The 20,294-nt window shown below is 71.2% G+C and carries 15 protein-coding genes and 1 pseudogene; 8 read left to right on the forward strand and 8 right to left on the reverse strand.

Annotated elements, in window-relative coordinates; genetic code table 11:
* The first annotated feature begins 1 nt into the window (after nt 1).
* Nucleotides 2–556, forward strand: coding sequence for a hypothetical protein (locus H4696_RS42940; protein ID WP_086862480.1), 555 nt, complete (start codon nt 2–4; stop codon nt 554–556).
* A gap of 9 nt (nt 557–565) precedes the next feature.
* Here H4696_RS42940 and H4696_RS42945 read toward each other — a convergent pair whose 3' ends face one another.
* Nucleotides 566–3,520, reverse strand: a complete 2,955-nt coding sequence (locus tag H4696_RS42945) for an ATP-binding protein (protein ID WP_086862479.1) — start codon at nt 3,518–3,520, stop codon at nt 566–568.
* Between the two features lie 887 nt (nt 3,521–4,407).
* Between H4696_RS42945 and H4696_RS42950 the strand changes: the two genes are divergently transcribed.
* Nucleotides 4,408–7,014: a DNRLRE domain-containing protein gene (locus H4696_RS42950; protein ID WP_158104363.1), complete on the forward strand. Its 2,607-nt coding sequence runs from the start codon at nt 4,408–4,410 to the stop codon at nt 7,012–7,014.
* A 76-nt stretch (nt 7,015–7,090) separates the two neighbouring features.
* Complete coding sequence (locus tag H4696_RS42955) at nt 7,091–7,792, forward strand: VOC family protein (RefSeq protein WP_086862477.1); 702 nt, start codon at nt 7,091–7,093, stop codon at nt 7,790–7,792.
* 6 nt (nt 7,793–7,798) lie between these two features.
* On the opposite strand, the gene H4696_RS42960 is transcribed toward H4696_RS42955, so the two are convergent.
* On the reverse strand, nt 7,799–8,389 hold the full coding sequence (locus H4696_RS42960) for a TetR/AcrR family transcriptional regulator (RefSeq protein ID WP_143265217.1): 591 nt from the start codon (nt 8,387–8,389) through the stop codon (nt 7,799–7,801).
* 49 nt (nt 8,390–8,438) lie between these two features.
* Here H4696_RS42960 and H4696_RS42965 point away from each other — a divergent pair, with 49 nt between their 5' ends.
* The 3 genes from H4696_RS42965 to H4696_RS42975 are packed head-to-tail and all read left to right on the forward strand — an operon-like array spanning nt 8,439 to nt 11,804.
* On the forward strand, nt 8,439–9,665 hold the full coding sequence (locus H4696_RS42965) for a metal-dependent hydrolase family protein (protein WP_143265216.1): 1,227 nt from the start codon (nt 8,439–8,441) through the stop codon (nt 9,663–9,665).
* A complete protein-coding gene (locus H4696_RS42970) occupies nt 9,662–10,516 on the forward strand; it encodes an alpha/beta hydrolase (protein WP_086862475.1) in 855 nt (284 codons plus the stop codon). The genes H4696_RS42965 and H4696_RS42970 overlap by 4 nt, the downstream gene beginning before the upstream one ends.
* A complete protein-coding gene (locus H4696_RS42975) occupies nt 10,506–11,804 on the forward strand; it encodes an NAD(P)/FAD-dependent oxidoreductase (RefSeq protein ID WP_086862474.1) in 1,299 nt (432 codons plus the stop codon). Before H4696_RS42970 ends, H4696_RS42975 begins: the two co-directional genes overlap by 11 nt.
* 11 nt (nt 11,805–11,815) lie before the next feature.
* Here the strand turns inward: H4696_RS42975 and H4696_RS42980 are convergent, their stop codons facing one another.
* From H4696_RS42980 to H4696_RS42995, 4 genes and pseudogenes are all read right to left on the reverse strand, one after another.
* Nucleotides 11,816–12,640 carry a DUF72 domain-containing protein gene (locus H4696_RS42980; protein WP_086862496.1) on the reverse strand — a complete coding sequence of 275 codons (825 nt, stop codon included), beginning with the start codon at nt 12,638–12,640 and terminating at the stop codon, nt 11,816–11,818.
* A gap of 36 nt (nt 12,641–12,676) precedes the next feature.
* Nucleotides 12,677–13,060 (reverse strand): annotated as a pseudogene (locus H4696_RS42985) (NUDIX hydrolase); the annotation flags it as partial.
* A gap of 15 nt (nt 13,061–13,075) precedes the next feature.
* Nucleotides 13,076–14,746, reverse strand: coding sequence for a hypothetical protein (locus H4696_RS42990; protein ID WP_192782840.1), 1,671 nt, complete (start codon nt 14,744–14,746; stop codon nt 13,076–13,078).
* Between the two features lie 76 nt (nt 14,747–14,822).
* Nucleotides 14,823–15,182, reverse strand: a complete 360-nt coding sequence (locus H4696_RS42995; RefSeq protein ID WP_086865647.1) for a VOC family protein — start codon at nt 15,180–15,182, stop codon at nt 14,823–14,825.
* A 258-nt stretch (nt 15,183–15,440) separates the two neighbouring features.
* Here H4696_RS42995 and H4696_RS43000 point away from each other — a divergent pair, with 258 nt between their 5' ends.
* On the forward strand, nt 15,441–15,617 hold the full coding sequence (locus tag H4696_RS43000) for a hypothetical protein (protein ID WP_169735245.1): 177 nt from the start codon (nt 15,441–15,443) through the stop codon (nt 15,615–15,617).
* Nucleotides 15,618–15,824: 207 nt separating this feature from the next.
* Entirely contained in the window at nt 15,825–18,317 is a 2,493-nt protein-coding gene (locus tag H4696_RS43005; RefSeq protein WP_225958063.1) for a CHAT domain-containing protein, read from the forward strand.
* A gap of 200 nt (nt 18,318–18,517) precedes the next feature.
* On the opposite strand, the gene H4696_RS43010 is transcribed toward H4696_RS43005, so the two are convergent.
* The gene (locus H4696_RS43010) at nt 18,518–19,495 is read right to left on the reverse strand and encodes an aldo/keto reductase (RefSeq protein ID WP_086856263.1); all 978 of its coding nucleotides are present in this window, start codon (nt 19,493–19,495) and stop codon (nt 18,518–18,520) included.
* A gap of 1 nt (nt 19,496) precedes the next feature.
* The gene (locus tag H4696_RS43015; protein WP_086856264.1) at nt 19,497–20,282 is read right to left on the reverse strand and encodes an SDR family oxidoreductase; all 786 of its coding nucleotides are present in this window, start codon (nt 20,280–20,282) and stop codon (nt 19,497–19,499) included.
* Nucleotides 20,283–20,294 lie beyond the last annotated feature (12 nt).

The following is a 20,294-nucleotide window of genomic DNA, read 5'->3' on the forward strand; positions in this document are numbered from 1 at the left end:
CGTGGACGACATCGTGCACTTCATGGGGTTGCCGTACGACGGGTCGCGTCCGCCGTCGTCGGCGGGGGACGTGGCGCGGCTGGCCGAAGCACTGCAGGACAACGGTTTCGCGGTGTCCGAGCCACTTCCGCCGTCGGGCGGGCCCGGCGACGGGGACAACCCGGCGCTGGAGGTGTGGCAGCAGGGTTTCGGCGCGGAGGTCAGCCTGGAGAAGGACTGGACGGTCCAGGTTCTCATCAGCGTCGAGTACATCGACGTGGTCCGTGACGCGGTGGCCGGCCGGCGCGGCATCGAGCTGCTGGCGCGGCTCATCGGCACCCTCGCCGAGCTCGCGGACCCGTACCTCGGCTTCATCAGCACCGACGCCGGAGACGACCTGTCCTTCCTGGTCGAAGACCGTCCCGTCGAAATCACCGAGCCGCTTGCCCTCGCCTACTTCGGGCGCCGCTACCTCGACGACTGGGGAACGACCCCGGACTTCGCCGGCGGGGCCGAGTACACCGCGCAGCTGTCCGGCGGAGTCCTCGTCATCCCCGCTCTGGAAGGACTGGGCTAGCAGGACGGGCTACGCGTCGGCCAACTTCGCGAGAGCGGTCCTCACCACCTTCGCCTCCGGCGCCTTCAGCTCGTCGAACACCGCCAACGCCTCCCGCAGCCGGGCGGCGCCGTCGGCGACGTCCGCGGTCCTCAACGAGCAGCGTCCGAGTCCTTCTAGTGCTCGTCCTTCCTGCAGGCGGATCCCGATGGCTCTCGACTGGTCGAGGGCTTGCCGGAAGAACTCGCCGGGGTCGCCCGCTTCGGGCCAGGCCAGGGCCAGGCCGCCGAGGTTGTTGAGGTTCTCGGCCTGCCACGCCCGGTCGTCGCCGAACAGCACCTGGGCGCGCTTCAGGTACCTGAGCGACAGCCCGAAGTTGCCGCCCGCGTGGTGCAGCCGGCCGAGGTTGTTCAGGGCGACCGCTTCACGGGTCCGGCTGTCCAAGCGGCTGTAGATGATCTGGGCGCTGCTGTAGCAGCTGTCGGCCATGCCGTAGTTGCCGCGCTCGAAGTGCATCCGGCCGAGGTTGTTCAGGGCTCTGGCTTCGGTGTACCGGTCACCCAGCTCCCGGGACAGGGAAAGCACTTGGTCGAAGATCTCGATCGCGCTCACGTAGTCGCCGCAGACACCGTAAGTGCAGCCGATGCAGAGCAGACTCAAGGCTTCGCCGAGTCTGTTGCCGAGTTCGACGTACAGCGCGAGTGCCCGTTCACCATCGGCTCGGGCGGCGTCGTGCCGCCCGAGCCGGAACTGCACGCTCGCGAGGCTGACGACCGCGCCCGCGACACCGAACGGGTTCTCCAGCTTTTCGTACAGCGCACGAGCACGGGTGAGGTACTCGATCGCTTCCGGGTACTCGGAGAGCTCCATCCGGGCGAACCCGATTTCGGTCAGCGCGGCGGCTTCGCCGAGGCGGTCGCCGGATCTGGCGTACAACTCGCGTGCCCGGATCAGGTCTTCGACCGCGGCGGGGTAGTCCCCGAGCAGGCTTTGCACCCGGCCCAGATCCGCGCGGGTGGCCGCTTCGTCGGTGAGGTTGCCCGCCGCTTGTTCCGCGGCCAGCACGGCTTGGTCGATCCGGTGGGCGTCGTGCCAGTACCCGTGCTGCTCGAGGTAGGGGTGGAGCGTGACGGCGAGTTCCGCGGCCCGGTGCAGGTGGTCGTGGACCGCGGCGTAGGTGATGCAGGCACCGAGGTTGGCGCGTTCCGCGCTCAACCACGCGATCGCCTCGGCTTCTGTCTCGAATTCGTGGGTTCCCGCCGGCGCCTTGGCGGCGATTTCCGGGCGCGGGCCGCGGGTGGCGACGAAGCGGGTCGCCGACCGGACCGCGTAAAGGTAGTAGTCGAGCAGGCGTTCCAGCGCTTTGTCGTCACCGTCTTCGGTGCTCAGGGTCAGGCTGTACGCCCGCGTCAGATCGTGCAGGCGGTAGCGCCCGGGAGCCACTTCTTCCAGCAGGTGGTCGAGGTACAGCGCGTCGAGGCGGTCACCGGTCGGTTCCGGGTCTTCGCCGTCGAGCGCCGCGGCCGCGCGCGCCTCGATCTGGGTGCCGGGGTGCGACCCGAGACGGCGGAAGAGCCGTTTCTCGGCCGGGCTCAAGTCCCGGTAGGAGAGGTCGAACGCCGCGGAAACGGTCCGGTTGCCCGCGCGGAGCACGGTGAGCCGGTTGCGGGAGCACCTGAGGTCGGCGGCCAGCCGCCCGGGTGTCCAGCAGGGGTGGTTCCGCAGCCGGCCGGCCGTGAGCGTGATGGCCAGCGGCAGGTACCCGCACATGGCCATCAGCTCGGCCACGGCGCGGTGATCGTGGTGGTGCGCGCCGGTGTAGCGCTCGAACATCGCGGCGGCGTCCTGGGGCGGGAGGGTCCGCAACGAGACCGGGCCGGCGTCGGCCACGGACTCGATCCGCCGCCGGCTGGTGACCAGCACGAGGCTGCCGGGACTGCCGGGCAGCAGCGGCCGGACCTGCTCGTCGCCGACGGCGTCGTCGAGCAGCAGCAGGATCTTCCGCCCGGCCAGCTTCTCGCGCCACAACCGGGCACGATCGTCCAGGCCGACGGGGATGTCGATCGCGGGGACGCCCCAGAGGTGCAGCAGCGAAGCCAGGGCGTCACCGGGATCCACGGGTGCCCGCCCGGGGCTGTGGCCGTGCAGTTCGAGGAAGACCTGGCCATCGGGGAAGTAGCCGGCGAGCTGGTAGGCGGCGCGGACCGCGAACGTCGTCTTCCCGATGCCCGGCATGCCGTCCACGACGTGGACGGCCATCCCCAGCGTGCCCTGCCCGGCGGCGGTGGACACCTTCGCCGTGAGCTCGGCCAGCTCCTGACCGCGGCCGGTGAAGGCCGGGAGGTCACGGGGCAGCGTGGAGCGGCCGCTCACCGGAGCCGGGAAGCCCGCCGCTTCCGGCTGCTCCGCGTCCACCGGAACGAGCTCCGCGGTGCTCGGCGGATACGGGTGATCCGGCAGGCTGATCCAGCCGACGGTCACCGTCTCCTTCACGGCCACCTTCGCCGGCCGGAATGTCGAGGCGTCCACAATCGTGCTGCTGCGGACGACTTCGTCGAAGAACCACGTCGAAACGATCAGTGCGAGCACACCCGGCGATTCGGCCAAAGCGGCCTTGAGTGGAGGTGCCTCGATCAGGCGAAATGTCTGGTTGATTGCGGGTCCGGTCGCTCCTTGGTCGTCGTAGGCGACTTCTCCCGCGTGAAGTGCCATGCGCAGCCGGATCCGTTCCTCCGCTCGGTGCGTATCATTGTGCCGCCGGAGTTCCCGCGCGAGAGCCACCGAAAGGACCTCGACGAAAAGTCCTTTGAGGATCTGCGCCGGCACCAGCACGAGCGCTCCGTCGCCGGTGCTTTCGTGCTTGCAGTCGAACCAGGGCACCCCGACCTCGGTGAACGCGCGGCGTAGCGCGAGGTCGAGCCCTTGCCGGGCCACCAGCCGGTGCGGCGTGGTCCTGCCCCGGTGACCGTAACCTTCGATATCCACCGCGAGTACCGTGCGATGGACGACCAGTCGTGAGTGCTCCATTTTCCCCCACACGCACTTGCCCAGTGATTCGAGTGTATGGACGAGCCTGTCGAGGCGGCATCCCGATGTCGGCGAACGGCGGCTCGGGGCGGATGAATGGTCTTCCGGCGTATAAGCCGACTGATCACGGCGCTGATTGGCCGGGCGGACGGCAATTCCGATCATCGGCGCTCCGGAATCCGGAAAACGCGGCGCCGCCAACCCGGGAAAGCGAAAATTCGCGGCGGAAACGCCCGTTTCCGCCGCGATCACCACGCCCGGCGTCGATCAAATGCGTGGACCGGCCGAGCCGCGCCGTGATCGAATGCCTGGGTGGTCAACGTTCAGGGCGGCAGACGTCGGCGGGCGAGGTGGTGGCGTTGTGGCCGGCCGTGGCGGACTCGCCGGCGCGGACGCCGCGGCACGGCGCGGTACGCGTGACAGTGCACGAACCGGACATGGCGGTCATCGGGCGGATCCCGTCGCTTTCGGTCGCATTCCCCCATCGTCCACGTGCGGACGACCCGCCGAGGCGAGATCTGGGTGGGCTACTTCGACAAAGGCGTCCTCGGCAACCTCGGCTGGGGCGAACCGGACGGTCCGCCGCCACTGGGAGAGAACGGATTGACCCGTTTCTCGGCCGCGATGGCTCCGGAATGGCAATTTCCTCCGCGGAGAGCACGCCCGGGGACGCGGTGACCGGGTGGCACAACGACGTCCGCGGCGTCGAAGCGATCGCGGTGGACGGCTCCCGCATTGCCTTGTACGGCGGTTACGAGTCCGACCGCGGCCGAACGGTAGTGGCCAACCGATCCGCCCCTTCAGGCGTGTACGTCGCGCATGCATTCACCAAGGGGAGGGTCAGCATGACCTTACGAAGATCACTGACGTTGCTCGCCGTCGCGCTCGGTGTCGTGCTCACCGGCACCGGTGGCGCGATGGCGGCAGCCGGAACCGCTGGTCAACCGCGTTCCGAGACGACGTTGTCCGCGACGTCCTGGGGTTACGTCGACTCCGCGGCACCGACCACCGCGCACTTCAAGCCGGCCGGCAACTTGCCGATCGGCACCTACGACAGCACACCGCATCGCCAACGCTCGTACGTGGACTTCGACCTGAGCTCGTTGCGGGGAGTGCCGTTCACGACGGTGCTGCTGTCGGCGGGCGAGACGTACTACGCCGACTGCGACGGCCGCGCCACCGAGGTGTGGCGGACCTCCGCCTATACCAGGCAGACGACCTGGCAGAACCGCCCGGCGGAGCGGACGCGGGTGGCGTCCAGGGGCGCCGACGGCACCTGCATCGACAACAACGCCACCTTCGACGTCACCACCGCGGTGCGGGACGCGGTCGACCACAAGGAGCGTCACCTCACGCTGGGCTACCGCGTCGCCGAAGCCCACGAGGCGGACCCCGCGTTCTACCGGCTGATCGAGGCCCCGGCAACGCTGCGGGTGGTCAACAACGCCCCGCCCGCGACGCCGGCCGATCTCCGCGCCAACGACGAACCCTGTGCCCAGTCCGGCACCGGAGCGCTGGCGAGCCGCCAGCTGAAGCTGAGCGCGCAGGTGTCCGACCCGGACGGCGACTTCACGTCCGGGCAGTTCACGTGGTGGCCGGTGGCGGACCCGTCGCAACGGCACACCGGTGCCGGGTCGGGCAACCCCGCCGCGGCGTACCCGGACACCTGGGACCTCGCCGACGGCACCTACGCGTGGGAGGTGTACGCACAGGACAGCTGGGGTGCGAAGTCGGCCACGGCGGGCCCGTGCCGGTTCACCGTCGACCGCACGGATCCGAACGCGCCTGCCGTCGCCTCCGCGACGTACCCGGCGAACGCCGAGGGCGGCGGGGTCGGTGTGGCGGGCGAGTTCACCTTCTCCCCCAACGGTTCCACCGACGTCGTGAAGTACGACTACAACTTCGGCGGGGACACGCGGGAGATCGCCGCGGGCCCCGACGGCACGGCCACCGTCGGCTTCACCCCGACGACCAACGGCTGGCAGTCGGTGGTCGTGCGGGCGTGGGACCGGGCGGGCAACCTCTCGCTGAGCACCTACTACTCGTTCATCGTCAAGGAGACGCGGCCGACGGTCACGTCCGACCGCTACCCGCCGCAGGGCGGCCCGGACGGCGGCATCGGCGTGCCGGGCGTCTTCCGGTTCGCGCCGGGGATGCCGAACGTCGTGGCGTACGACTACCGGCTGGACGGCGGCGCGTCCGCCACGGTCACGGCTGCCCAGGACGGCGTCGCCGAGGTGACGATCACGCCGGCCACCGGCGGTGACCACGTGCTGTTCGTGCGCAGCACCGACGCTTCGGGCGTCAAGTCGCCGGAGCGGGAATACCGGTTCGTCGTCGATGCCTCACCGGTGGTGAGCGGGCCCCAGAACGTCGACCTGGGCACCTCGGCCACGTACACGGCGTCCCCGCGGATGCCGGCCGTCGTCGGGTACGACTACTGGTTCGCGAGTGCCGAGAGTACGAAGTGGACGGTCAAGGCGAACGCCGACGGCACCGCCACGCTGCCGGTCGAGTTCACCTCGGCCGACCAGACCCTGCTGCGGGTCCAGGCCCGCGACGCGTCCGGCGGGCTGTCCCCGGTGACGGAGAAACGGTTGTCGCTCAACACCTGGCGACCGGAGATCGGCTACCAGGGCGACATCGGGACGGAGGGCAGAGCCGCCACGTTCACGTTCACCACCCCGATGCCGAACGCCGTGGAGTTCGAGTACTGGCTGACGGCGGACCCGGCGACCAGGTGGACCGTGCCGGTCAGCGGGAACACCGCGGCGGTGAGCTACACCCCACCGAAGATCGGCGACTACGAGATGCTGGTACGCGCGAAGAACGCGGCGGGCGTGTGGTCGGCGACGGACAACATCACGTGGACGGTGACGAACAACCCGACGGTGACCTCGAAGGAGTTCCAGGCGAACGCGCGGGTGTTCCCCGGCACCTTCACGTTCGACGCCCGCCAGCCGGGCGCGGTGGCGTTCGAGTACTCGTTCGACTGGGGTCCGTTCCAGCAGGTGGCCGCGCAGAACGGGAGCTACGCGCTGGCGTGGACGCCCCCGCTGCCGCCGGAAGGCTCGGCTTCCCACAACCTGCGGGTGCGTTCGGTGACGGCCGACAACGTCTCCTCGCAGGAAAACACGTACTACTTCAGCGTACTGAGCGCGCCGTACGTGTCTTCCAAGGAATACCCGGAAAGCACGTGGTCGGGCGGTGCCGGCGTGCCGGGGACGTTCACCTTCACGCCGGGTATGCCGGGCATCGTCTCCTACACCTACCAAGTCCGGAACGACGGGAGTGCGGTGACGGAGGAGCTCACCGTGCCGGCGGACAGTTCGGGTACGGGGACGATGACGTGGACCCCACCGGCCCGAGGCGTCTACTCGGTCATCGTGCGGGGCAACACGGCCGACGGCACCAAGTCGGGTGGCATCGGCTACTCGGTGTACGTCAACTGACCGGGTGAGCGGCGGCCCCGCTCCCGCGAGGGAGCGGGGCTTGCCGCCGCAAGGGGGCGGTGGCTACGTTCCGGTGATGCGGCTGCTGGCGGTGACCTTCGAGGCGGACGACCCGGCTGGACCGGCGCGATTCTGGGCCGCGCTGCTCGGCCGGGACGTCGTCGAGGACGACGGCGGTCTGCTGCTGCCGGGCGGGGACACCCAGCTCGGCCTGCGGTTCGTGCCGGGCCGCGGCGGCCGGGCCGGCGCGAACCGGATGCACCTGCACCTGACCAGCGCCGACCTCGACGACCAGCGGCGCACGGTGGCCAGGGCGGTCGGGCTCGGTGGCCGTCACCTCGACGTCGGGCAGCGGCCCGAGGAGGGGCACGTCGTCCTGGCCGACCCGGCGGGCTACGAGTTCTGCGTGATCGAGCCCGGCAACGGCTACCTCGCCGGGTGCGGCCCGCTGGGCGAGCTGACCTGTGCCGGTACCCGGCAGGCCGGCCTGTTCTGGAGCGCGGCGCTGGGCTGGCCCCTGGTGTGGGACCGGGGCGCGCAGACCGCGATCCAGTCACCGCGCGGCGGCACGAAAGTCGCGTGGGACGTATGGGATGGCACGCCCGTCGCACCGAACCGGCAGCGCTTCGAGCTGCTCCCGGCGGACGGTGACCAGCGGGCGGCGGTCGACGCGCTGATCTCCCTCGGCGCCACTCGGCTCGGCGGCCGCGACGACGGCACCGTCGCGCTGGCGGATCCGGACGGCACCGAGTTCCGCGTGCGGCCCGCATCGCTTTGAACTCGCTCAAGATTCCGGGCGTGAAACGAATCGCTCCTTGCTCATCCGCAGGATCAAGGCGACGGCGTCCTCCGAAGGGGCGCCCGGCGTCAGGACCGCCTGCAAGAGCAGGCCACGCATCGCGGCGACGGTGACCGTGGCCAAAGTCAGCGCTTCCCCGGCATCGAGCCCCTCACGTTCCGCGAGCGAGGCCAGCATCTTGGTCAGGTCGTCGAGCGAGTCGATGAACTCGCGGAAGTCTTCCGGCCGGTACGCGGCGAGCCCTACGACGTGGAAGAAGCCGCGGACTCGCGACAGCTGCTCGGGGCGCGTGTAGGCCCGCCAGATCGCCACGACGAGGTCGTCGAAGGTGCCTCGCCGGGCGGCCTTGAGCAGTGCCTGGTTGTCGCGGGAGCGCTGCTCCTTGAGCATGGCCGCCAGGACGCCCGGGAGCGACCCGAAGTGGTAGCGCAAGAGGGCGTGGCTGGTCTCGGCTCTGGCGGCGATCTCGCGGAGCGACACCTCCGGCGTGGGAAGGGCCTCGCCGAAGGCGTCGAGGAGCCGGGCCAGGAGCCGCTCGCGGGCGTCGCCGGTGCGTTCCGTGCTTGACAGGATCACTCCCGCAGTTTATCCATTGGAAAAGAGCGGCGCCAGTGGAGGGAACGACGTGGGACTGTCTCAAGTGGTCGGCGCGACGGTCGTCGACGGATCGGGGCGCGACCCGGTCGACGCCGACGTCGGCATCGAAGACGGGTACATCACGCGCGTCGGTGCCTCCGACGCGTCGGGCGAGCGCATCGACGCCGGCGGCCTGACGATGACGCCCGGCCTGATCGACGCCCACGTCCACTTGGGACTGTCGAGCCCGATCCAGCCGCAGTTCTCGTTCCGGATCAGCGCCGCCGAGCTCGCGGCGGACATCTTCGCCGCGGCCGGCGCGACGCTCGACGCCGGCTTCACCACCGTCCGGGACACCGGCGGGGTCGACGGCGGCCTCGTGACCACGATCGCGAAAGGCAAGGTCAGAGGGCCGCGCGTGCTGTCGTGCGGGCCGGTCCAGTGCCAGATCGGCGGGCACGGCTACTACGGCGCCGAGTGGGAACCGACCGAGCTGTGGAGCAGCCACCACGTACCCGGCCTGTGCGCCCTGTCCACGATGTCCGGCAACGCCGATGAGCTGCGGCGCAACGTGCGCGAGGCGTTCCGTCGCGGAGCCTCCTTCCTGAAGCTCTGCGTGACCGGCGGCGTGGTCGGTGCGCACGACCGGCTGACCGACACCCAGTTCACCGTCGAGGAAATCGCCGTCGCTGTCCAGGAAGCCGCGGCGCGGGGCACCTACGTCACGGTGCACGCCCACAACAACGACGGCATCCGGAACGCCGTCGAGGCCGGGGCGCGCTGCGTCGAGCACGGCACCGACCTCGACGAAGCCACGGCCACCCTGATGGCCGCTCACGGGGTGGCGCTGGTGCCCACGTTCGCCGTCGTCGAGCAGCTGCTGCACGACACCGCCGGGGCGGGTCTCGACGAATCGACTCGCGATCGCGTGCTGGGTGTCCGTGAGCGGATGGCCGAAGCGCTCGCGGTCGCCAAGGCGGCCGGCGTGCGGATCGGGCTCGGGTCCGATCTCATCGGTCCGGCTCAGGCCCGCCGGGGCGAAGAGCTCAGGCTGCGCGCGAAACTCGAAACACCGATGGACGCTCTCGTGGCGGCCACCAAGACCAACGCCGAAATTCTCGGTCTGTCCGGACAGGTCGGGGTCATCACGCCCGGCGCGCGGGCAGACCTCGTGCTGTGGAACGGAAATCCGGTCGAAGACCCGGAGCTGTTCGCCGATCCCGCCAACGCCGTCCTCGTCATGCAGGCCGGCCGAATCGTAAAGGACCTTCGATGAGCACCATGTGGCAGGGCTGCCTCGCCGACACCGACTACTTCGAGCTGCGTTCCGGCGGCGGGCACGACTACGGCGTCTGGGTCACCACGCCGCCGGGCTACGACCCCGCCACGACGCGAGCGCCGGTCGTGTACGTGCTCGACGGCAACTGGGCCGTGGGCCAGACGGCTCCGCTCATCGTCACCCAGAAAGACCCCATGCAGCAGATCCGGCCCTACATCCAGGTCAGCGTCGGCTACGCGGGCGAGGACGCACAGCACTGGGCACGGCTGCGCAACCGGGACCTCGTGCCGCCCGGCGAGCCCATCGGGCAGGAGTTCGTCGATGCCGTGGAGATGGGCGTCCGAACGGGCGCCATGACTCGCGAGGAAGCCGACGCCTACCTCGCCGAATTGAAGGAAACCCACGCCGACGCGTTCCTGGGCTTCCTCACCGGGGAATTGCACCCGCGGATCGAACGCGACTACGGCACGGCTCCCAGCGGTCACGGCCTTTTCGGCTATTCCTACGGCGGGCTCTTCAGCCTCTACGCCTGGCTCACCGGCACCACGCTCTTCGAGAGCATCGGAGCGGGCAGCCCCGGTGTCGTCGGTGTAGACAGCCAAGTCTTCGCGATGCTCGAAAAACTGGGGGACAGCCTGCCTTCCGCCCGGCTCCACCTGACCCTCAACGACCGGGAGCTGCTCGGAGACCTGCCCGTCTACCAGAACCTGACGAAGAACGCGGCCACCGTCCTGCACCGCCTGACCGCCCGCGGCGGCGCCGTGACCAGCGCGGTCCTGCGCGAAACGCACGTGACCGGCCTGCAGGCCTCGTTCCTCAGCTACCTCAGGACCTGCCGTGCCCGGTGAGCGTCCGAGTGCCGACGTGGTCGTGATCGGGGCCGGGGTGATCGGCTCGTCGATCGCCCTCGAGCTTGCCCGGGCGGGACGCCGGGTGATCGCGCTCGATCGGGCCGCAGGGGCCGGACAAGGGTCGACTTCGGCATCGAGCGCGGTCGTCCGGTTCAACTTCTCCACCATCGCCGGGGTGGCGACGGCGTGGGAGGCGCAGTTCGGCTGGCTCGACTGGGCCGGCCACCTCGGGCATGACGTCGGCGATCTCGCGGTGTTCCGCAAGAGCGGGCTGGTCATGCTGGACGTCGAGGCGGCGCCGCGCACGTCGTGGCTTCCGTTGTTCGACGAGATCGGTGTCCCCTACGAGGAATGGGACAGCGCTGACTTGGCCGAGCGCGTTCCGGGTATCGACACCGGCCGCTATTGGCCGCCGAAACGGCTCGACGACGAGGAATTCTGGGAGGACGCGAAAACCTCGCTCGGTGGCGTGTACACCCCGGACGCCGGTTACGTGTCGGACCCCGGCCTCGCCGCCGTGAACCTCGCCGCCGCGGCGTCGGCGTACGGCGCGGAGTTCCGCTTCCGCAGCACGGTGACCGCGGTGGAGCAGGCCGGCGGGCGCGTGACGTCGGTGCTGCTGTCGGACGGCACCCGGATTCCCTGTGCCGTCGTGGTCAACGCGGCCGGTCCGTGGTCGGGCGCGGTGAACCGGCTGGCCGGTGTGGGTTCCGGCTTCACGGTCGGGGTGCGCCCGCTGCGGCAGGAAGTAGCGCACGTGCCGGTCAAGGAGGGCTACGGCGGGCCGGTGGTGGCGGACATGGATCTGGGCACCTATTTCCGCGGTGAAGCGGGCGGGGGCCTGCTCGTCGGCGGAACGGAACCGGAGTGCGATCCGCTGCAGTGGACCGACGACCCGGACACCGTCGACATCCACCCGACGGCCGCGGTCTTCGAGGCGCAGGTGACGCGGGCCGCACGGCGGTTGCCCGCGCTGGCGGTGCCCAACCGGGCGCGCGGCGTGGTGGGCGTTTACGACGTCGCCGACGACTGGACCCCGATCTACGACCGCACCGAACTCGAGGGCTTCTACGTCGCGATCGGCACGAGCGGCAACCAGTTCAAGAACGCGCCGGTCGTGGGGCAGCTGATGGCGGAGCTGATCGACCGGGTGGAGAACGGCGCCGACCACGACGCGGTGCCCGTGCGATTCCGGGCCCCGCGCACCGGTTTGGAGATCGACCTGGGTGCGTTTTCCCGCAAGCGCAACCGGAACACCGCGAACTCGGGGACGGTGCTGGGCTGAGCCGGCCTCGCTCAGAACAACGTCGCCGGCTCGATCGGTTCCGGCTCCGGCAACGCCTCAAGCTCAGGCACCAGCGCTCGCACTTCCTCGTGAAAGCGACGGGCCAGCGCCGGAGCGTCGTCGTTGTCCGGGGTGTGCACGAAAACCGTCGGCGAGCGCCCCTCTCGCAGCCAAGCGGCAGCCGTCTCGACCCAAGGCTGCCAACCCTCCACCGTATCCTCGACGGAATCACGGCCCAGATAACGGACGATCGGCTGGTCCGTCAACGCCCGGATTCGCCGTGGCAGCCGGGGTTTCTTGCCCCACGCCTCCTGCTCGGCCTCGCTCGTCGGCGGGCTCCGGAAGAACACCGTGGTGTCGAACGGCACCCACTCGGTGTCCACACCGGCGAGCGTCTCCTCCAGCAGCGACGCCGAAGCCGCGTCGGTGAAGAACTCTGGGTGGCGCACCTCCACGGCGCGGCGGCGGCCGGCGGGAAGACGGCGCAGGAAGCGGGCCAAGGCGTCCACATCGGAGGGACCGAACGAGCCGGGGAGCTGGGTCCACAGGACCGCGCGGTCGCCGAGGGGCTCGATCGCGTCCAGGAACGTGCGCATCTCGGCCTCGACGCCGGTGAAACGGCGCTCGTGCGTGACGACCTTGGGCACCTTGACCACGAACCGGAAGGCGGGGCCGGTCTGCTCCGCCCACGTCTCGACCGTCGAACGGGCGGGGGTCGCGTAGAACGTCGTGTTGCCTTCGACCGCGTTGCACCAGCCCGCGTAGGCGCGCAGACGCTCCTTGGGCGGCAGCGACGGCGGCAGGAACCGGCCGGGCCACGCCTTGTGCGTCCACATCGCACAGCCGACGTGCAGCCGGGGAGCAGCGGGCGACAGCAGCCGGCGGAAGTGGTCCGGTAGCGGCAGTTCCCGCGCTTCCGCTCGCGTCAGCCAAGCGAAGTCGTCGTGCTCCTCCGGGGTGAGGACGACCTCGCCCCTGCCGGTTTCCTCGACCGCGTAAACCACCGCGTGGATCTGCAGGTCGCGCCCCGCGATGTCCGGCCACTCGTCCCGCGCCAGTTCACCCGTGACGCGCACCCGCAGCCCGGTTTCCTCGGCCGCCTCGCGCACCGCGGTCGTCTCCATGGGCTCGCCCGGCTCGGCCGTTCCGCCCGGGAGCTCCCACTGGCCCGCGCGGAACACGCCGGCCGCGCGGCGGAGGAACAGGATCCGCTCGCCGCGCGTGATCCAGCAGTACGCCAGGTGCTTCTCCGTCATGCGGGCGATTCTCGCTCAGTTGGTCTTCGACGTCGGCAGGTGGGCGCCCAGATACCCGACGTACACCGTGCCCGTCCGGTCCGTGTCGTCTAGGAAGTGCAGGCGCGGGGCCGGCGCTTTGAAGCGCTCCAAGGCGATGTGCGCGCCGAAGTAGTCGCGGCCCGCGGGGTTGGTGCGGGAGTCGACGCGGAACGTCCTGGCCTGGCGGAGCCGCTCGTTCGTGGTCACCGTGTCGGACTCGGCCAGCGCGATGATGTTGGCGCTGATCAGCGAACCCGGCTGGCCGGTGCGGGCGAACGCGAGCACGTCCGACAGCTCGGGGCCCGGGTCATGGCCCGCCCCGAGCAACGACGTGCGCGCGGCCGCGTACGCGTCGAGCGTCCGCAGCGCGTCCCACGCCTTGCGGCGCCAGGCGGCGGCTTTCGGGTGGTGGTCGAGGATCGCGGCCGGTGCCGGGTCGGCCGTGACCGCGAGGTGCTTCAGCGACGCCGTCGCGGTGGCGATCAGCTCGGCGAAGCTGGGGAACTCCTCCGGCGGGCGGCCGGCGGCGGCCACTTCGTCGTCCGCGTCGTGGTGGCGGGCGAGGCGGCCCGCCAGCAAGCCGTTGACGCGCCTGAGCTCGTCGCGCTCGGCTTCGGTCTCCTCGAACGCGCGCGCGTAGTCGTCCACCTCCTCCTGCAGCCGCGCGAGCTGCTCGCGCAGGCACACGACGTCGGTCGCGGAGACGTCCTCGAGCCGGCCGCGCAGCGCCTTCACCTCGCAGGCGTGGCGATCGCGCTCTTCCGCGTGGGCCTTCGCCTTCTTCCGCAGGATCGTGATCACCCGGCGGGCCTCGGCCAGCTCGCGCTCGGCGCGGCCGAGCTTGCCGGTCAGTTCGGCGTCGGGGCCGCGGTCCGGCGCGACGAACGGATCGGCCGCGTACCAGGCCCGCACGCTCGCCACCCCGGCCCACTCCTCGGGCAGCGGCGTCCGGCCGCGCGCCTGGATGAGCTGCGTGATCGCGCCTTCGAGCGCTTCGCCGGAGACCGGGCTGGCGGTCTCGACGAAGTCCGGGAGCTCGTCGCACGGCGGCGCGTACAGCCGCGCGCCCGCCGGCACCGCACAGCCGAGGGGGAGGTTCCGGTTGAGCGTGCGGCGGAAGCGGTCGTCGACGTCGAAGACGTTGACCAGCCCCGGCCAGCCCGAGACGGGCACCGTCGGCGGCTCGGCGAGTACCAGCACCGCCGACGTCCGCCACGGGGCCACCAGCGCTTCGCCCAGCAGGTCGGCGAGGTGGTCGCACTCCTCGCGGGACCAGCCGCGCATCGCCAGCACCGGCGTTTCGATCGGGATTTCGTCGTGGCCGCTGGCGCCCAGCTCCTCCAGCCCGATCCGGTGCGCCGGCGCGACGTGGCAGCTGCGCCACGGCCGCGTGCACGCCGCGGCCAGCAGCCACGTCACCCGGTCCTCGCCGGCGCGGTAGCAGAGGGACAGCAATACCTGAACGGAGTAGCGGCCTTCGCCGTCGCCGTAAGCGAATTCGAGGTCGCACCGGCGCGAGCCGCCGTCGTCGGACGAGCCGAGATCGGTGACGGTGTAGTCGTCGTGCTGCCGCTGGCGGCTGATCAGCCTGCTGCGCAAGGCGTCCAGGGGGCGTTTTCCTTCGGTGGGGACCAGGCCGTGGTGCCAGATCCGGTGCACCCCCACAGGACTCAACTCCGTTCGCCGCGACGCCGACCTCAGCCGAACATAGCGGATCCTGTGACCGGCCGAACGCGGGGCGTCACCTCGTCCAGAGGCAGAACGGGTGCCCGGCGGGGTCGAAGCAGACGCGCACGTCGTCCTGCGGCTGGAAGTCCGCGACGACGGCTCCGGCGGCCCGCGCGACCGCGGTCGCTTCCTCGAGGTCGTCGACTTCGAGGTCCAGATGCAGCTGTATCTGCTGGGCGCCGTCGACGGGCGGCCAGGTGGGCGGGACGTGGCCGGTTTCGAGCTGGAACGACAGGCCGGCGCTGCCGTCGTCCGGGCGCAGCGTCACCCACTCCGGCTCGTCGGTGCGGATCGGCCAGCCGAGCAGCTTCGAGTAGAACGCGGCGAGCGCGCGGGGCTCCGGCGCGCCGAGCACGGTGGAGGTCAGTTTCATGATCGGGTGGTACCCGCGGATCGCCCGCCCGTGCACGTCCGCTGTGGACGTCGTTACAGACTTCACCCTTTAGGACGTTCCATGGTGAGCGTCTAGCCTGATCAGAGCGGTGGGGCTGACTTTCCGTAGCGAAAACCCTCCCGATCATTGCTCCGTTGTGGAACTATTGGGCCGTTCGCGGGGAGAGGGCCTCGCGAGGGGGACTCACCGTCACGGTCAGCGTCCCCATGCAGATCCCCAGGGGAGAGGAGATCGACCATGTCGACGCCTACGGACACCAAGCCGGAAGAGACGCCGGAACCGATCGAGAAGGCCGGGCCGGTGGTCCCGCAGCCGACGCCCGACGAGCACGGCTGGGTGCACATCGGGCACGAGCCCGAAACGCCGGTGGCTTCGCCCAACTGCGGCGACCCCTGCTACCAGCGCGTGAACTGAATCACCCGAGGATGGTCGCCCGCCTGCCGATCTTTCGCCGGTAGGCGGGCTTCTTTCTGCCCTCGGCTGTGCTGTCATAGGAGTGTGCCTGTGACGAACCCCAACCCCACCGATGTGCTCGAGCGGGTGCGCACGTTGCAGAAGGCGGCCTCCGCCGCTTCTTGCCTGGGGCGCTACCACGACGGGGTCCGGCAGCTTCGGCAGGGGATGACCCTGCTCGACTCGATCCACCCCGTGGCGCCGGCCCACCGCTCCGACTGGCTGGTGACGCGCATCCGCCTCGCCAGCACCCTGGCCGCGATCTCCACCGAGATCACCGGGGACGTCCCCGCGGGGCTGGCCGGCCTCGACGACGTCCGCCTGCTGATCGACGCGGTCACCGATCCCGTGCTCAAGGCCGAGCTCAGCGCATCGCTGAACCACAACTACGCCATGAAGCTCATGACCGTGGGCCGGAACGAAGACAGCATCGGGTACTTCGAAGAGTCGCTCGAGCACCACGAGTACCGGCTGGCGCACGGCCCGAACCCCGCGGCCCGCATGGGTGCGTTCGTGCAGACGCTTTCGGCGCGCGGCTGGTCGCACGCGAAGCTCGGCAACGTCCGCCAGGCGCACGGCGACCTGACCCGGGCGCTCGAACTCGCCGAGAAGCACGAACTGAGGGTGGAAGCGGCCGACGTCCGCCGCAGCCTCGGCGTGCTCGCGCACCGCACCGGCGACCTGCCCGAGGCCCTGCGGCTGTACCAGATCGGGGAGCGCACGTACCAGGCGCTCGGCCTGGAAGTCCCGCTCCAGCTCCGGCTCGAACAGGCGCAGGCCTTGATGGCGGCCGGGCTGGCGGACGAGGCGGGCGGCCACCTCGACGACGCTCTCGCGATGATGAACGAGCAGCACAACGTCACGCGCAAGCGCGCCAACGCCGAGCTGCACCGCGCGGCCGCCGCACTGATGACCGACGACCTCGCGCTGGCGCGGAGCATGGCCGCATCCGCCCGCCGCGGGATGCTCAAGGTCGGCTGCCGCACCTGCGTCGCCAACGCGACCTTGACCGGGCTGCAGGCCGACGTGCGGGAAGCGCTGCGCGCCGGGGTGATCCCGGCCGCGCTGCCGACCCGCGCCCTCCGGATCGCCGCGAAGATGCCTGCGCCGCTGCTGACCGAGCAGGCCGCCACCGCGCGGATGCTCGCCGTGCGGCTGGACATCCGGCGGGGGAACCTCAAACGGGCCGGCGAGACCCTCCGTGCGGTTCCCCGGCCCGGGCAGCTCACCCCGATCGACTACCGGATGCTGCGCCGGCTCTGCCGGGCCGAGCTCGCCGTCGCGCAGGGGAACCGGGCGAAGGCGCTCACCGAAATCCGGTCCGGGCTCACCGAACTCGACGCCGTGCGCGACCGGATGGGCGGGCTCGACCTCCTCTCCGGGACCGCGCTGCACGGGCAGGAGCTGGCCGATCTCGCCGTGAAGCTCGTGCTCGAACGCAACGACGCCCGGCGGCTGTTCGTCTGGCTCGAACGCACGCGGGCGCAGACCTACCGGTACGAACCGCTCTCCGCCGGGACCGATCCCGAGCTCGCCGCGAGCGTGGCCGAGGTGCGCGGGCTCGGGCAGGCCATCCAGGAGGCCCAGCACGACGGGCACCCGATCGCCGGGCTGCGGGCCAAGTACAACGAACGGCTGCGGGAGGCCCAGCGGCTCGGGTGGCACACCGGGCGGTGGGGACGGCCGCGGCCGGTGGCCGGGCTCGGGGAGGTCGTCGCGCGGCTCGGGGAGCGGGCCATGGTCAGCTTCGCCGCTTCCGGGGACGAGCTCGTCGCCGTGGTCGTGGCCGGTGGCGAGTGCCGGCTCGTGCGGCTCGGGTCGGCCGGGGCCGCCGCCGAGTCCGCGCGGGTGCTCAACGTCGACCTCGACGCGCTCGCGCCGGACAATCTGCCCGAGCGGCTGGCCGAGGTCGTCATGGCGTCCGCGCGCAAGCAGGCCGACAAGCTCGACGCGCAGCTCATCCAGCCTCTCGCCGAGCTGTTCGGCGAGCGGGAACTGGTGATCGTCCCGACCGGGCCGCTCTACGCCGTGCCGTGGGGCGTGCTGCCGGGGCTGCGGGGGCGCCCGACCGTCGTCGCGCCCTCGGCGACCGCGTGGCTCGCCGCCGAGCTCACCAAGCTGACGCGGGCGCGGCGGATCGTGCTCGTCCGCGGGCCCGGGCTGGCCGGGGCGCGGGGTGAGCTGGAGAAGCTGACCACGCACTACCGCACCGCGACGACCATGACCGGCGCCAAGGCCACCGTGAAGTCCGTGCTGCGCGCGATGGACGGTGCGAAGCTCGCGCACTTCGCCGCGCACGGGGCGCACGAGCCGGAGAACGCGCTCTTCTCCCGGCTCGAGCTCGCCGACGGCGCTCTCTTCGGGCATGAGATGGCCGGGTTGCGGCAGCCGCCGCGCCAGGTCGTCTTCGCCGCGTGCGAGCTGGCGCTGAACCGGATCCGGCCCGGCGACGAAGCCCTCGGCTTCGCCAGCGCGTTGCTGGCCAGCGGTTCGAGGACGGTGATCGCGCCGCTGTCCCGCGTCGGCGACCTGGCCTCGGCGGCCGCGATGGACGACTACTACCGGGCGCTGGCCGAGCGGGAAAGCCCGGCGCTGGCGCTGGCCGACGCGATCGCCGTCGACCCGTTCCGCCGTCCGTTCGTCTGCCTCGGCGCGGGCTGAAGGGGACGTTGGTGGTCCGGACGTCGTGAACGACCCTTTCACCGCGTCCGGCGAGGTGAACGACTCGTTCAAGATGTCGCGAGTCGCCGGCGACGGGCCCGGAACAGTCGCGCCGGGTGGGCACGAGGTGTCTTGAATGAGTCATTCAGGACCTCCGAAGACCTGAATGACTCATTCAAGACATCGGCGGGTCGCGGGCGTCACGTTCGTGCCGGTGCCGACTGGGCGGGCGGGGACCACACCAGCCGCGGGTCGGTCTGGACGAAGCTGCCCAGCAGCTGGTCGATCCGGGTCAGGACGTCGAGGTCGAGCCGGACGCCGGCGGCCTTCGCGTTCTCCGTGACCTGCTCGGGCGTGCTCGCCCCGGCCACCGTCGCGGCGACGCCCTCGTGCTGCAGCGTCCACGCCAGCGCGAGCTGTGCCATCGTCAGGCCCGCGTCGTCGGCGACGCCGCGCAGCAGCTCCACCCGCTCCAGCAGTTCCGGCATCAGCAACGGCCGCGCGTACGCCGGCCCGGCCGCGCGGGAGCCCGCCTGGATCCGGCCGTCGTGGTACTTGCCGGTGAGCACGCCCTGGGCGAGCGGCACCGAGGCGAACTGCCCGACGCCGATCCGGTCGCACACCGGCATCACCTGCGCCTCCGCCACCCGCCACAGCATCGAGTAGTGCGGCTGGTTGGCGATCAGCGGGACGTCGTACCGCTGCGCGGCTTCGTGGGCCTGCAGCAGCTGCTCGGCCGTCCACTCCGACGTGCCGACGTACCGGATCTTCCCCTGCCGCACCAGATCGGACAGCGCGAGGAACGTCTCCGCGACCGGCGTGCGGTAGTCGAAGCGCAGCAGCTGGTAGACGTCGACGTGGTCGGTGCGCAGCCGCCGCAGCGAGCCCTCGCACGACGCGATCACGTGCTTGCGGCTCAGCCCGGCCGCGTTCGGGCCGGGGCCCTCCGGCCAGAACACCCCGGTGCACAGCACCAGTTCGTCGCGGTTGGTTCCGGAAAACGCCGCGCCGTACGCCTCTTCCGCCGCGCCGCCGTCCCACGCGGCCGCGGTGTGGAACGTCGTGATGCCGGCGTCCAGCGCCGCGGCGACGCAGCCGGGTTCGCCGTGCGTCAGCCAGTTGCCGTACGCGATCTCGCTGACGGCGAGCCCGCTCGCGCCGAGCCTGCGGTACTCCACTTCAGCCTCCCACGGCCATCTCGTCGATCCACGCGTCGACCGCGCGCGCCTTGCGGGCGAACGATTCCCGCACCGATTCGTGCGGCAGGATCAGGAACTCCTCCTTGCCGAGCCCGTGCACGACGGCCTCGGCGACGTCCTCGGGTTCGAGCAGCGGGGCCGCCGCCGCGATCGCCAGCGCGGCCGGGTGGCCGGCGGCGATGCCGGGTTCGAGCAGCGCCGTGCGGACGCCGAGCGGGCACAGCGCGCTGACCCGGATGCCGCGCGGCCGGTAGGTGATCGCCAGCCATTCGGCGAGGCCGACGGCCGCGTGCTTGGTCACCGAGTACGGCGCGTCGCCCGGGGTCCCGAGCAGCCCGGCGGCCGACGCCGTGAGCAGCAGGTAGCCTTCGCCGCGCGCCAGCATCGCCGGCAGCACGGCCTGGGCGGCGTGGACGTGCTGCAGCACGTTGATCTCCCAGGACTTCTGCCACTGCTCGTCAGAGGCGTGGACACCGGTGCCGAACGCCGCGCCGGCGTTGGCGCAGAACAGGTCCACCGGGCCGAACTCGGCGCGGGCGGTCGCGACCAGCGCCTTCAAGTCCTTTTTGGACGTCGCGTCGGCGGTCGCCGCGACGGCGCGGCCGCCCGCGGTGGCGATCTCGTCGGCCACCCGGGCCGCGCCAGCGGCGTCGACATCGGACACCACCACGCCCGCCGCGCCCTCGGCGGCGAAGCGGCGGGCCATCGCGGCCCCGATCCCGTGTGCCGCGCCGGTCAGCACGACCACCCGTCCAGTCAGTTCCACGCGGGCTCCAGG

Source organism: Amycolatopsis lexingtonensis (assembly GCF_014873755.1).
Lineage (GTDB): Bacteria > Actinomycetota > Actinomycetes > Mycobacteriales > Pseudonocardiaceae > Amycolatopsis > Amycolatopsis lexingtonensis.